This window comes from Streptomyces sp. NPDC046881 (assembly GCF_040645015.1).
Lineage (GTDB): Bacteria > Actinomycetota > Actinomycetes > Streptomycetales > Streptomycetaceae > Streptomyces.
Window position 1 is genome coordinate 84,904 of sequence record NZ_JBEYXJ010000001.1, and the last position, 13,447, is coordinate 98,350.

General features: G+C 69.0%; 12 protein-coding genes and 1 pseudogene. 4 read left to right on the forward strand and 9 right to left on the reverse strand.

Features of this window, described 5'->3' with window-relative positions; all coding sequences use genetic code 11:
- Window positions 1–124 precede the first annotated feature (124 nt).
- On the reverse strand, window positions 125–400 hold the full coding sequence (locus ABZ923_RS00375; RefSeq protein ID WP_361464711.1) for a hypothetical protein: 276 nt from the start codon (window positions 398–400) through the stop codon (window positions 125–127).
- Window positions 401–543: 143 nt separating this feature from the next.
- On the opposite strand from ABZ923_RS00375, the gene ABZ923_RS00380 reads away from it, so the two are divergent.
- Entirely contained in the window at window positions 544–1,854 is a 1,311-nt protein-coding gene (locus tag ABZ923_RS00380) for an SUKH-4 family immunity protein (RefSeq protein ID WP_361464714.1), read from the forward strand.
- Window positions 1,855–2,063: 209 nt separating this feature from the next.
- Here ABZ923_RS00380 and ABZ923_RS00385 read toward each other — a convergent pair whose 3' ends face one another.
- From ABZ923_RS00385 to ABZ923_RS00395, 3 genes are all read right to left on the reverse strand, one after another.
- Window positions 2,064–2,504: a hypothetical protein gene (locus ABZ923_RS00385; protein WP_361464716.1), complete on the reverse strand. Its 441-nt coding sequence runs from the start codon at window positions 2,502–2,504 to the stop codon at window positions 2,064–2,066.
- A 231-nt stretch (window positions 2,505–2,735) separates the two neighbouring features.
- Window positions 2,736–3,569: a PIG-L family deacetylase gene (locus ABZ923_RS00390; protein ID WP_361464719.1), complete on the reverse strand. Its 834-nt coding sequence runs from the start codon at window positions 3,567–3,569 to the stop codon at window positions 2,736–2,738.
- Window positions 3,570–4,591: 1,022 nt separating this feature from the next.
- Window positions 4,592–5,524, reverse strand: a complete 933-nt coding sequence (locus tag ABZ923_RS00395; RefSeq protein ID WP_361464722.1) for an aminoglycoside phosphotransferase family protein — start codon at window positions 5,522–5,524, stop codon at window positions 4,592–4,594.
- A 144-nt stretch (window positions 5,525–5,668) separates the two neighbouring features.
- On the opposite strand from ABZ923_RS00395, the gene ABZ923_RS00400 reads away from it, so the two are divergent.
- Together ABZ923_RS00400 and ABZ923_RS00405 are read left to right on the forward strand one after the other, a co-directional pair.
- Window positions 5,669–6,163: an NUDIX domain-containing protein gene (locus ABZ923_RS00400; RefSeq protein WP_361464725.1), complete on the forward strand. Its 495-nt coding sequence runs from the start codon at window positions 5,669–5,671 to the stop codon at window positions 6,161–6,163.
- A gap of 342 nt (window positions 6,164–6,505) precedes the next feature.
- Window positions 6,506–6,721 (forward strand): annotated as a pseudogene (locus ABZ923_RS00405) (IS630 family transposase); the annotation flags it as partial.
- A gap of 61 nt (window positions 6,722–6,782) precedes the next feature.
- Here ABZ923_RS00405 and ABZ923_RS00410 read toward each other — a convergent pair.
- The 3 genes from ABZ923_RS00410 to ABZ923_RS00420 form a co-directional block, all read right to left on the reverse strand.
- Window positions 6,783–7,427, reverse strand: a complete 645-nt coding sequence (locus ABZ923_RS00410) for a dihydrofolate reductase family protein (RefSeq protein WP_361464728.1) — start codon at window positions 7,425–7,427, stop codon at window positions 6,783–6,785.
- 327 nt (window positions 7,428–7,754) lie between these two features.
- Window positions 7,755–8,714 carry a redoxin family protein gene (locus tag ABZ923_RS00415; RefSeq protein ID WP_361464731.1) on the reverse strand — a complete coding sequence of 320 codons (960 nt, stop codon included), beginning with the start codon at window positions 8,712–8,714 and terminating at the stop codon, window positions 7,755–7,757.
- Between the two features lie 523 nt (window positions 8,715–9,237).
- Entirely contained in the window at window positions 9,238–9,729 is a 492-nt protein-coding gene (locus ABZ923_RS00420; protein WP_361464734.1) for a hypothetical protein, read from the reverse strand.
- A gap of 193 nt (window positions 9,730–9,922) precedes the next feature.
- On the opposite strand from ABZ923_RS00420, the gene ABZ923_RS00425 reads away from it, so the two are divergent.
- Complete coding sequence (locus tag ABZ923_RS00425) at window positions 9,923–10,552, forward strand: HNH endonuclease (protein ID WP_361464737.1); 630 nt, start codon at window positions 9,923–9,925, stop codon at window positions 10,550–10,552.
- 102 nt (window positions 10,553–10,654) lie between these two features.
- Here the strand turns inward: ABZ923_RS00425 and ABZ923_RS00430 are convergent, their stop codons facing one another.
- Both ABZ923_RS00430 and ABZ923_RS00435 read right to left on the reverse strand, forming a co-directional pair.
- The gene (locus ABZ923_RS00430) at window positions 10,655–11,596 is read right to left on the reverse strand and encodes a hypothetical protein (RefSeq protein WP_361464740.1); all 942 of its coding nucleotides are present in this window, start codon (window positions 11,594–11,596) and stop codon (window positions 10,655–10,657) included.
- 647 nt (window positions 11,597–12,243) lie between these two features.
- The gene (locus tag ABZ923_RS00435) at window positions 12,244–13,266 is read right to left on the reverse strand and encodes an XRE family transcriptional regulator (protein ID WP_361464742.1); all 1,023 of its coding nucleotides are present in this window, start codon (window positions 13,264–13,266) and stop codon (window positions 12,244–12,246) included.
- Between the last annotated feature and the right edge of the window lie 181 nt (window positions 13,267–13,447).

Sequence of the window (13,447 nt, forward strand, 5' to 3'; positions counted from 1 at the left end):
TCTTCTTGTGCTCTGCCGGTACTTCCCCACCTCCCGGGGGGGGGCGGGGCGGGCCGCTCCCGACGCGAGACTCACGTTCGGGGCCTGGTGCTCCTGGTGCTCGTCGCCGTCGGCTCATTGGCACCTACTTTGCGCGGCGCGACCGACCTGGTTGACGTCGGCGTGCGGGGGTGGGGGGCGGCGCCGGGCGGGGCTCTTCGGCCCTGATGTTCAGGCAGGGAGCGGAGACGGCAGTGGCCATGCTCTGGTCGTCCAAGCCCGGGTCGCGGCGGCGGCCGCCCAGGACGAGGGTGAGGTGGCGGCGGGCTTCGGCGAGCAGATACCGGCGGTTGATGCGGTCGCCGTCCATCACGAACACCGTCGCGGTGACGTCGACGGCCGGCAGCGCCATGTCGACCACGGCGGCGGATCCGGGCCTGGATCCGCCGCACCCACCGCCTGGCCCGCCGCCGCGCCACCATGGAACTCCGCCAGAAGCGCGCGGGGAGGGGTTCGGGGACGGGGGCACGCACGGCTGTCAGCGCCGGCTGGCAGCATGGCCGCATGATTGACGATCTTGATGGCGTACTGGCAGATCCCGCACGGCTGCTGACCGCCGACCGTGCGGCTCTGCGCGACCATCTCTCCCACGACGACCGGGCCCGTGGCGTCGGGGGTGAGGTCTTCCTCCAGGCCGAGGCGATCTTCGGGGGCGCGGAGGTGACGCCCGCGGAGTTCGCATCCTGGCTGCACTTCGCGGCGAAGGCCACCGGTCACCACGCGTACGCCGACCGGATCGCGGCGGCCGGTCCCGGCATGCCGTGGCGGACGGTGTGGGCGTGGTGGCGGCCGGCCCACTGGTTCCCGGTCCACCCGAGCCTGAACGGCGACTACTTCCAGGTGCGCCGGTGTGTGGACGGGGACAGGGAACTCGTCGAGGTGACCGACCAGCGCGGCCCCCTCTGGCTCGACGCGGCGACCGGCCATCGGGCGACGGGCGTGGACGAGGCGGCGCTGACCGACGCGCCGACCGCGACCGGGGCCGCCGAGGCACCCGCGCTGTACGACCTGGACCTGTTCCTCCCGGAGGAGTGGGAAGGCGCCGTGGCCTTCGCGACAGACGGCGGCCGGACCCGGCATCTCGTCGAGAGCGTGCACGGCATAGCAGTTGTGGAGACGGACTCCGACGCGCTGCGAAACTGGCCGCGCGGCACGGGCCTCGACCCCACGTCGGCGGAGGAACCACCGCCGGGACCGGCCCCCGCCGTGCGGCGACCGACGGGTCCGCTCACCGCGGCCCGGGTCGACGACGCCTTCGGCGGCGCGCGGCACGTGGTGCGCATCGCCGAGAGCGACCTGCCCGAGAGGCTCCTCCACGCGGGCAGCAGGCGGTATCTGCGGGACGTCGGTCTGCCCGCCTGGTGGGTGTGCCACAGCGCTCAGTACGAGACTCACCCGCTTGACGCCATGCGTCCACCGGCGGAGGGTGCCCTGCCGGACGAGAGCCTGCCCGACGGGGTGGCCGCCGCCGACCTGATCGCCTTCGGTGCCACCGAGTACGGCGAGCTGTACCTCCACCGTCACGACGGAACGGTGTACATCCGGAGCACCCTGGCGCGCCGTACCGACGAGGTACTGGTGCCGCTCGCTCCGGACCTCGACGTCTTCACCCGCGCCCTGGAGGCCGTCGACCGCTACCGCAACGCGTGCTGGCACCCGTACCCGGTGGAGGGCGGCCAGGAAGACGTGACGGAGCTGTTCCTGGCGGAGCTGGCGGAACTGGCCCCGGACCTGTCCGACCAGGACACCACGACGGGCAACGTTTGGAGCTGGCTCTACGCCGGCATCACGGAGCTGGGGGTGGACGGCTACTGAGCCGGTGCGGCCGGGCCCAACGACGCCAGCTCAGCGCACTGACAACAGCCTCTTCCCGCACTCCGCCCGCTCGCGCACGGTGGAGGCGCCACAAGGCACACAGGCGCACGCCCGTAGACCGGCCACGACACGGCCCCGGCCCACCCTTCGCTCCCCGGCCACGGCCTCACGGGTGCTGGGGCAGGCAGTCGTGCCTGCCCCAGCGCCGCTCAAACCTCGTCGATCACACCGGCCTGCCTCCCAACCGCACAAGACCTTACGAACCTGAGCCCACCAACACCGACCCTCCCCACCGACCCCGAACCAAGAGGCCACAGTCGTATCGTGCCGTCGTCGCTCGCGGTTGCCAGAACGCCTCCTCTGGCACTGAACGCCGCCGTGCGGGTGGCGGCGGTGTGGCCGACCAGCGCTTCGCCTACAGGTGTGGGGCGGGTGGGGGCAGTGACGTCCCACAACGGGATCGCGCCGTCCGTTGTTCCGGTAGCCACGGTGCCTCCGTCGGGGCTGAAGGCGGCTGCGGACACCGAGCCACCGGCTCGAGTGGAGAGCTCAGGGGCCTCGGGCGATCCAGGTGTGTGGTGTCCCACAGTTGGACCGTTCCCTCGCCGGTGCCTACGGCGATCGTGCGTCCGTACGGGGGCGAACGACATCGCGTTGCCCTTCAGCGGGTGAGGGAGCCGGACCTGGGGGGAGGCGTTCTTGGCGTCCCAGATTTTGACACTTCCTGCTGGGGCAGGGCTTTTTGCCTCCCAGAGCCTGACGTCTCCCGCTTGTCGGGCCGGAGCTCGGGCACACGTCGAGGGACAGGCCTGCGGTTGTGTGCCCCGCTCAGTCGCGCGTCATGCAGTCGATGCGCCCTGCCGGCCAGTCGGACGGGCGGATCAGCGCAGTCCTGCGAAAAGATCGTTCTCGGGTATGGCCGCACCGGTGGTGTCCTGGACACGTACGAAGGTCTCTATGCCCATCAGCTCGCGGAACCTGTCCTTTCCCATCTTGAGGAAGAAGATGTTCTCGCCCTGACTGGCGTGCGCGGCCAACGCGTCGAACTTCTGACCGCTGAACTCGGTCGTGTCCACCCACGTGGTGATCTCCTCGTCGGGGAGGCCGATCTCGGCCATCGCGGCGGCCTCGGCGGGATCCGGCTCCGGCATGTCCTCATGAAACTCGCGCATGACCTCGCCGAACCGCTGCATCATCGAACGGGGCACCGTCGTCCAGTACACCTTCGGTGCCAACGCGGTCATTTCCAGCGCCGCCATCGTGATGCGGTGAGCCTGGATGTGGTCGGGGTGGCCGTAGAAGCCGTTCTCGTCGTAGGTGACGACCACATCAGGTCGGTAGTGCTGCATGAGTTCGGCGAGCCGGGCCGCGCCTTCTTGCACGGGGGTCTGCCAGAAGGATCCGGGGGCGTCGTTGCTCGGCCAGCCCATCATCCCGGAGTCGGCGTAGTCCAGCGTCTCCAGATCGCTGATCTTCAAGACGGCACAGCTCGCTTCGAGTTCTTGACGGCGCATCAAAGCGACCGCCGCCGGATCGTGCCCGGGTGCGCCCGGCTTGACACCTCCCGGTCCGTCACCGCAAGCGCCGTCGGTACACGTCACGAGAACCGTGCGGATGCCTTCCGCCGCGTACCGCGCAAGGATCCCTCCAGTTCCGGTGGCCTCGTCGTCGGGGTGGGCGTGCACTGCCATGAGCGTCAAGGGCCGGTCAGTCATGAAGTGTTCCTCCTGCGGGCATACATCTCGGTCTGAGTGCGCGGCGGGCGTACCGCAATCCCGGGGCCCGGATCCTGGTGTGGCGCCGGTCCTCTGCCGATGCAACCGTGCCGGACGGACCGCATGTTCCCGGCGCGGCTACTTTGGTCCTCCAAATGCCGGTGGGACCATCCCCGCCCGTGCTGGGATGGCCTGGACGCCGACCTATCAGGCCTCGGGCGACGGGTGCTCCCCGCGTCCCGCGGTCCGCATGGAACTCCCGTACCGCCAGATGCGCTCCCCGCACGCGCGAGGATGGGCCCACCAGGGCCATCGCCAACCTGGCGCAGTTTCCGACCGGCCCTCCAGACAGCGTTGCGCGCCGGCCCACCCGCCCGAAATGCCGAGCTGCTCGGCCGCCTGCGCGGAGGAGCGACCACCTGTGAAACGACCTGTGAAGCTCCCGGAGTACCGGCGCACTGACCGGATTATTCAGGCCCCTCCCTGCGGATCGTGTAGTCGCCCCACTCGGGCACCTTCGTCATTGGGATGGAACTGCTCACCGCAGTTGCAGGACCAAGCCGTCCCCCTTCCGCCGGGCCAGATCATTTGATCGGACGAGAGCCGGTCTCCGGTGCGCCAGGCGTGCCATATGGCGGCACGAGCCAGACGCTGGGGCAAGGAGGCCCGGGGACGACCCGACGGACGGGTTCCCGGCCGCCGAGCAGTGGACGGCTGGGGGCGGAAACCGCCAAGAGTTAGTTGCTACGAGACGAATCAGCCCAAGCTGGACGGTGCTCCCGGGCCGCTACGACGCCGCAGGCTGCCTTCTGCACGCCGGCCGCAGCACCCCGCTGTCCCAGCATGCCGGCCGCGTCCTGGCCGACATGCCGGCCCCAACCGACGGGTACGCCTCCTGGTAGCGCAGGACATCGATTCCGATCGATGAGCGGCACAGCGGACGGGACGGCCTGGACGAGCGGGGACAGCCATTGCCCAGCACCAGCCGTCCGGTTTGCAGGCGGAGTCCTGGCCAGCCCGCCCTACGGGCGTTCGGTGAGCAATTCCGCCAGTCGGTCGGCGAATTCGGTGAGCCAGTCCAGCCGTGGGCCGCTGCGGGCGATACGAAAGCCGTGGCGGCGGCCCCAGAACGCAGCCTGGACGGCATGGAACTGGGCCCACCTCCGGACGCGTTCACGGTCGAGTTCCGCGGCCTCGGCGAAGACGTCCAAGACGCGGTGGACAGCCTTGCGCAGGTCACCCGCCTCAAGGAGCGTCAGCGCGCGGGACTTCAGCAGTGTGCCGCCGTCGTAGGCGGGATCTCCGACGTACCCCTTGGGGTCGACAGCCAGCCACGGCTCTCGGCGGGCACGCAGGATGTTCCGGGCGTGGAGGTCGCCATGGATGAGGGTGTCCGGCTGGGTCCGGCCCAGCTCCCGAACGGTTGCCACGGCTGCCTCCAGCACCTGACCCGACAGCGCATGAGGCAGTTCCTCGGCGTCTTTGCGCAACTGCTCCTCCCAGGCATCGGCCTGCTCACCCAGCCGGGGCAGGCCGGGCGGTGCGGGGATGGCCAGGCGGCGATTGAGCCGCCCGGCGACCGTCACCACCTCGTCGCCGTCCTCGACCTCCGCCAGGGTCGACGGCTGAACCCGCTCCAGCAGCATCGCGAACCGCTCGTCGTCGCGCTCATGCAGCAGGACGGCGCCGCGCCCGCCCCACGCAACGAACGCATCCGGTTCATGGACGTTGCCGGGATGCGGAAACGACACCTTCAGGACGGCGCTCTCCTCAGCCCGTCGCCGTACCGGAACGATGACGCCGACGCCCCCGTGCATGACCTCTCCGTCCGGCACGCATCCCCAGCGCCCGAGCAACTCCTCCACGATCTCGGGCAGTTCGGCGAGCCATGCTGCCCCTGCCTTCCCCTCGCGGTCGACGGTGCTCTGTGCGAACTCCTCTGGCATCGAGATCATCCCAGCACATTACGCGCCGGCCCGGCACAGCCACACCAATCCCAAGCCGGCCACTGCCGCCGACCGGCAGACCGCGCGCTCCGAAAATCGCGATCTACAACTGGATGACCAACTTCAGCCGTTGAAGATCCCTAGCCTGTCCAGATGCCGTTTGTGAACCCGCGTCATTCAGTCCGCGCAATCATCCTCGACGAGGACGACCGCATCCTTCTCTGCCGGTTCGCGATTCCGGAGCCAGAAGCAACCGTGGTGTGGGCAATTCCAGGAGGACGGATAGAGCCGGGCGAGACGCCGTTTGCCGCGCTGAACCGCGAACTCCGGGAAGAGGTCGGCCTTGCCGTCCCAACCGATCCGCCGCATGTCTGGCACCAGGAAGTCGCAGCCCCTGGCCATGCCGAGGGCCACGACTGCGTCGTCAACGACTACTTCCTCGTACGCACTGCCGCATTCACGCCGAGCGGAACCCTGTCCGGCGACCAGCTCGCAGCGGAGAACATCACCAGTCTGAAGTGGTGGCACCCGCGCGAGATCGCTTCCTATGCCGGTGCCGACCTGTTCTCCCCGCGCAGCCTCGCGACTTCCTTGACGGCACTGATCACCGCCGGTGTTCCACCACGGCCCATCCTGCTCGGCTTGTGAACAGAAGCTCCCTTCATAGCGCACTTCCGTACACGCGCACTCGGTGACGCCCCATTTCCAGGGTTGGTTTGGCCCAGCTATGACGGCGTTGCGGTTTCGGTCTATGGCGGAGTCGAGAGTGTGCAGGCTGGGCAGGTCGCCCTGCCGGGCGGCGTCGAGCGAGTCCGGCAGTCGCTCGCCCTGGCGGCCAGTGAACGTGGCCGCGGAGGGCCGGACGTGGTGTGTCAGCGCATCTAGTGCTCTGACCGCATCGGTTCGCCGGGGTGGTGGTCGTGGCGGTTGGATGTCCGATGACGTCCGATCCGACCGCCCGCTGGGGGCGCGGTGGCCGAGTCTCTCCGTGTGTGTTTCACCCCCACCCGCACCTCGTGGGCGAACCCGCTCGAAGCGCACTTCGGGCCGCTGAGGCAGTTCACCATCGCCAACTCGAACTGTCCCAACCACGCCGTGCAGGCCCGGGCCCTGCACGCCTATCTGCGCTGGCGCAACGCCAACGCCCGCCACCGCGACGTCCTGGCCGCCGAACGCAAGGAGCGCGCCCGCATCCGCAGCGAGTAGGGCATCCGCTGGGGCGGACGCCCCCTCACCGTCGCAGCCTGAACTGGAGTGGTCTCTCGCGTCACCTTCGCCAGAACAGGTGGTGCGTCACACCACTCGGGCTGGGCACGACCTCCAGGTGGAACCGGTCGAGTAGGTCATCGGGGGACTCCCACAGCCGCAGTCCGGACCCGAGCTTTACCGGCGAGACCGCCACATGCATGGTGTCGACGAGGTCGGCATCAAGGAACTGCCGGATGGTGGTGACCCCGCCGCCGAGCCGGACGTCCTTGCCCTGCGCCGCCTCCCGCGCCCGTTCGAGGACCGTGGCCGGGTCGCCGTCGACGAAATGGAACGTGGTGTCGGAGAGCGTGAACGACGGACGCGTGTGGTGGGTCATGACGAACACCGGGGTGCGGAACGGGGGCTCCTGCCCCCACCAGCCGTGCCACTCATGGTCCTGCCAGGGCCCTCGCTGGGGCCCGAACTTGTTGCGGCCCATGATCTCGGCGCCGATGTTGCGCGCAAAGTCCCGCGTGAAGTAGTCGTCGAGGCCCCGGCTCCCCCCGGAATCCGTGCGCATGGGCCAGCTCGCCGTGGCTCCGGCCCAGGCGAACAGCCTCTCGGGATGGTCGTGGCCGAACGGCCGCTCGAGACTCTGGTGCTCACCGGCACCGATTCCATCGCTCGAGACGTTGAAGTTCATGACTCTCAGCAGTTGATCCACGTGTGTCCTCGCCAGTCCTGTCGCGTCACCGTGCAGCGAAGCGCCGCACACCATGACGTCGAACGGGACATGGCCGGATCGACAGCGGCCCGCAACTTTTTCCAAGGCATGTCAGGAAGCGGCCCATGCGTCGCACCGGACGTCACCGCACATCCAACCGCCACGACCACCACCGCATCAATCTGGAGCTGTTCGGCCTACGGCGGACTGCGCACCGCCGGGGCCGAGGGCAGCACGGGCGGCCGACGTCCCGCCGTGGTGGCCGCCAAGACCGACGCCGTACGCACCGCATGCCTGGCGGGCCGCTCGATCAGCTGTACCGAGGTATCAAGGCCGGTGGGCGTTGTCGCTGAACCAGGCCAGGACCTGGTCGGCGTGCTTGTCCGGCGGGAAGACCGGGTAGAAAACGTGCTCGATCACGTTGTCCTTGATGATCAGCGTGAGCCGCTTGTACAGCGTCAGACCGCCAGTGGTGAATGTGGGGAGGCCCAGTGCCTGGGCCAAACTCCGTGCGGGGTCGGAGAGCATCTGGAACGGCAGGCGGAGCCGCTCCGTGACCTCACGCTGGTAGTCGCTGTCCTGGCTGGATAGGCCATACACGTGGGTCGCGCCGGCCGCGATCAGGTCCTGGTGGTGGTCGCGGAAGCCGCATGCCTCGGCGGTGCAGCCACGGGCACCGGGGATGGAGTTCCAACCTTCGGGCAGATCGGTGCCGGGGCGCCCCGTCAGCGGGTAGATGTAGAGCACCGTGCGACCTGCGCCCAGCGCCTCCAGGCTGATCGTGGCGCCATCGGTGGCCCGGAGTTCCAGTTGCGGCATTCTCGCACCACGCAGGTGGGCAGCAGCGCCGTCGTCCTCGGGAATGGGCAGGTCGGCAGGCAGGCTCGTGTAGTCGGTCATCGGTTCCTCTCCTTTTGCCGGTGAGAAGCGGCTGTTGCGGTGAGCAGCCTCATGCAGGTGCGCCACCAGTACCGCTCGGCGGGCGGTGAGGCCCTCGATCCGCTGCGTGAGTTCATCGATGGCGTCCCGGTATCCGGCCAGCGCAGCCGGGCAGTCGTCCGCGTGTCGGTGCCCCAGGGCCAGGCATTCCAAGAACGGCCGTGTCGCCTCGACAGAGATGCCGAGGCGACACAGCGCCCGGATCTCCTGCGTGAGCCGTACGTCGTTCTCGTCGTAGTCCCGGTAGCCGTTGGTCAACCGCACCGGCGCGAGCAGCCCCAGCGACTCGTAGTAGCGCACCGCCTTCGTCGTCACGCCCGCTCGCCGGGCCAGCTCACCTATCCGCATGCCTCTCACCTCGGGGAACGCTAAACCTTGCCCTTGAGGGTAAGGTCAAGCGCTCCGCGTGGAAGCCGGCAAGCAGGAGCCGCGGGACGACCAGCAGACGCTGCACGGTGGCCGTGGAGACAGCGGCAAGCAGCCCGACGGAGTGGATGCCGTGGTCGTGAAGCACGGTGGCCTGGTCGGGCCTGATCGCGAGTACGGGCTCCGTCGGCAGCGGGACGAGCCAGTCGGCGACTTGTGTGGGGGCGGTGGCGAGGACGCCGCCGGGGTGGGTGATCTGTACGGAGGCGAGGGCTGTTGTGGTAGCGCAGGGCGCCCTATCTGCTCGCCCATGGCCGCGCACGGTGGCAGCGCCTGCACGACCGGGGACAGGTCGAACAACAGCTCCAGTACCCGCGGGTGGGTCTCCTCCGGCAGCCGGTCGGGGCAGCGCACGTGCGGCGCCGTCGCGCCCGGGGTCGTAACCGGCTCACCAGCGTGATGCACGACGCTGTGAACGGGAGCGGCCGACGGCATCGCTGCCCGGTCAGCCAAGGATCTGGTCGGCCGTTTCGAAGCGGTGCTGCGTCGGCTTCAGCACTTCGTAGAGGTGACCGAAATACTCGGTTTTTGCCGTTCCGGTGAGCACCGCCAGTACGAAGGCGGCGCAGCCCATGTCGTGGTGCTCCCACAGGGGGCCGCGTCCCTCGTTGTAGAGCACGGTCCAGTCGTCGGGGTTCTGACCGGGCCGCGCCAGCCAGTACAGGAAGGCTCCCGTGCCTTCCTCGAATGCCCAGGGCAGGACTCTCGCCCCCGCCTCCTGCAGGCCGGCCGGCTTGTCCTCGAACTCCCACAGGTCGGCCAGGATCTCGTTCCGTTCCGTCGTCTGCCTATGCAGATCGCAGTCGTCGTAGGCGGAGTCCGGGACGAGTAGCCAGATCGTCTCATCAAAGAGGCCGTCGCCGTATGTCTCAACGAGTTGCTTGTAGTCGGCGGGCAGAGCCGTACCGAGGGCGCGCTCGGCTTGCGGCCAGTCCACTGCGGGTGGTGGGGCGGCGGGCAGAGACGGACGAGGGCGTCGAGGGCGATCATGGAACGGACGCTACCGGCATCCCGTCCGGTGCCCGGGGCGGGGCAGTAGGCCACTGCCGGGGGCGGGTCGGTAGGCCAATGAAGACCCGTTGCAAGGGCACGAGGGTCGTCCGCCCCGGCTGGGAGAGCACACCCTTCGGGTGGCGGCAGCACTTGCCGTCGCAGAGATGTCACCTGTCATTGAGGCGGCCATGATCGACGCGGCCTGGTCCCTGGTGTGGCGCTCCCTTCGTGACGTCGCCGACCTCGCCCATGCGGACAGCAGCATGCCCGAGAACCCCGTTGCCAGGATCAGCGTGGCCGTGCCGACCGACTCGCGCTCGGCCGGTGTTCCCGTGCAGCCTTCGTGGCACGTGTGGAGCGACGGCCCGGACCTCCCCGACACACCAGTCCAGCGGCGAACTGCCGTAGTCCAGACCCAAGACCGAGATTCCCGGGTCAAGCGCCAGGTCAAGGCGTGGTACGACAACGGCTGCCAGTTCTGCGGGACGGTGATCGAACTGCCGACGCCGCCCTTCGCGTACAGCGAAGCCGCACATATACAGGCGCTCGGAGCGCCCCACAACGGCCCCGACCGAATCGAGAGCGTGCTCTGCCTCTGCCCGAACTGTCACGTCCGCTTCGACATGGGCGCCCGGTTGCTCACGGATGAACTCCGCATCATCGACTCGGCCACAGGCGAAGATCTCGGGCCGTTGACGGTACATGCCCAGCACCGGATCCGCCTCGAGTACATCCGGCAGCACCGCTCCCGCTGGGTCAACACGTAGTGCTCCAACCGATCGCACTCTGGACGCGTGCAGGTGCCGGGGTCGGAATGCAGGCAGTGGTGGGGGGCGCGTTGTGTGTGGCGGCTCGGCGACCTCCGCTGGTCATCTCTCCCACCACGACTCCACGGCCTCGACCGCGACGAACTCGTGGAAGTCCATGTTGCCGATCTCCAGGTTGCACGCCATCGATCCGACCTCGCGGCACGGGAGAACGGTGGACTGTCCCGGTGTGTCGTACAGGTCGACGACGGTCAGCGGGCGGCCGGGCTCGGTGCAGGTCATCGCGTCGGCAAGCACGACCAGGGGGGTGTGCTCCGCCGGCGGGACCAACGCCGGTACGTGGCCCGGTCCAAGGCCCTCGAAGGCGCGGTCGTCGACGACCAGTGCCATCAGCTGACAGTTCTCCGGATCGATGTCGTCGGGGTCCGGGCCTGTCCCGACCCAGCCGTCCTCGTCCGTCCCGCCCAGTTCCTCAAGCAGGGCACGCCAGCCCCTCTCGTCGTCGAAGTGTGTGCGGACCAACAAGGCCCCGGCGCAGGCGGGCAGCGCCGGGAAGGACCTGCGCGGCAGCACCGCCGGCGTGGGGAAGGCGGGCCGGCCGCCGTCCCCCTGGTACACCCCGTATTTGTCCATGTCCCGCACCAGGTCGTCGAACGCGAGCGCGCCGTCCAGCAGGGCGCCCAGGATTTCACCGAGCCGGGCCGGCGTCACCCGGACACCTCGCCCGGGTATCGCCGCCAGGTCCACCAGCAACGGCCCCTCTCCGCCGTAGACCACGGAGAGGTCCACGAGGACGACGACAGGCGTCCCGGGGCCGCTACCCGGGGCGAGCGCCGGTACGTTGCCGCCGCGCAGGTGGTCCCATCCGCGGGCTGCGACCGGGCGGAGCCGCACCGCGCTGCCTTCGAGGACGAGCACTTCGCCCTGCCTACGGGCCCCGATCTGGTCGGGCAGCCCGCCCCAGAGTGCCCTGTCCTCTTCGTAGCATGTGCAGACCAGCAGCACTTCGCCGGGCGCGGGTGGTGTGAGTTTGGGGAAGGACATGACACAACGCTCCTTCAACCGAGCCGGGCCAGCGGGTCACCGATGGTCGCTTGCATGAGCTCCATGACGGACAGTGAAGCGCACCGCACTGACAACGGGTCGCTGTTGTCCGGAGAGGGCGCGTTTTCCGCCGCCGTCCCGTCGCCTCCCTTCCGTGATCACGGTTGTTCAAATCCCAGCGGCCAGGTCGGCAGGAGCTGGAGGATCTCGGCAGTCGCCGCACCGCTCGTGACGGAAGGAGGACGTCTACGGGAGCAAGGCCGGGTTCCGGAGACGCTCCCGGACGACAACAGCAGACACACGCTGTTCCGTCACCTGCCCATCGAACCCCCTTCCCCGCTGCGCACGGGTGTGGTGCGGACGTGTCCGGCGCCGCCACAGCGAGATCGTCCCGCCACAGCCGGAGTCATCGTGCTCGGCCATCGCCGCCTGCTGGTACGCGACGACGTCGTACGCCGGGCCTCGCACCGCGGTGGTGTTGCGCAGCTTCTCGAGCGGCGCATCGGACGCCGGCTCGGAGTGCTCGAAGCCGGCGTGGACGACGACGGCGGCCCACGCCCCCGGGGGGATGTCCCCACCGGTGCGCAGGTCTTCGGACGCCGGTCGGCTTTCTTGGCCGCCTTACACAGGAGGTCGGAGAAGCGGTGTCATGCGGGCGGTATCAGGGTGATGAGGAATTCCTGGTCGCGGGCGCCCGAGCAGCGACCTTGAACGATCTCGGCTCCTGCGACGGTGTCCTGGTCACGGACGGAGAGGCATTGGCCGGTGACGGCGGTGCGGAGACGGAAGTGTGCTGAAGCCGGCGGGCCGATGAGTTCGATCCGGAACTGTTGTGCGGGGTCGTCCTCGGCACAGTCGTCCCTGGGCTCGATCAGGTCGCGGCCGGGACCGTTACGTAAAAGGGTCAGGCAGCCGATGCCGTACTTCGGATGGTGCCACTGGATCTGGATCAGGTTTTCACCGACGGGTTCGATATAGGTGCGGGGCGGGACGGCTCGTACGCAAGGGGACTGGGCCGCGACGGCCGTGGCGTAGCGGTGCGTCCGGTCTCGTCCTTCGGTGACACACAGCCGTGGGGTGCGGGCGGGGTGGATCTGCGCCCAGCTGCCGACGGCCAGGATGGCCAGGTTCCGTACGGGGCGAGCGGCGTTTGTCGTGCGGTGCGGTGCCGACAGAGGCGACAGCAGTGCCTGTACGCCCAGGGCCACTCCGGCGCCGATCGCTGCGGCAGCGACCAAGCGCAGGTGCCGATACCGGTGTCTGCGCTGCGGCTCATGGTCTGCTTCGCCCGTGGTCGATGTCTGCTGTGCCTCGGCGTTGGACGGGACGAGATCGGTAGGAGAACCAGAGGGCTGCTGAGCCACGGCCAGGCGTCGGCGAGCGTCGAGCCACTGCTGGGCCTCGGCCTCACCCAGTCCGCACGCGCGGGTGAACGCGGCGACGAACGGCTCGCGGGGCAGTGTGGCGCGCCCCAGAGCGGTCGCAATCGTGCTGGAGGCCAGCGTGTCCCCGCGCGCTGCGGCTTTTCCTTCCAGTTGCCGGTAGGACAATCCGGAGTAGAGACGCAGGGCACGCAACGCCGTGGTGAACTCCGCAGCAGTGCGGGCCTGGTCCGGCTGAGGCGCCCCAGGTGGCGGCTGGACGCCGTTGCTGTCTGCCTCTTGTTCCACGTTTCCACCGTAACGGGGGCGTTACAGCTGGCAACCACGCCGAATTCGTCAACCAGATGCGCTGTCCGGCCATGTTCGGAATCTGCTGCCGGCAGTGTTCGGAGGCTGGTCGGGACTGTTCCGAACGTACGCGAACACCGGAGTCGCTTGTGCGCGCTCACCGTCATGGGGAGGCTCTAGG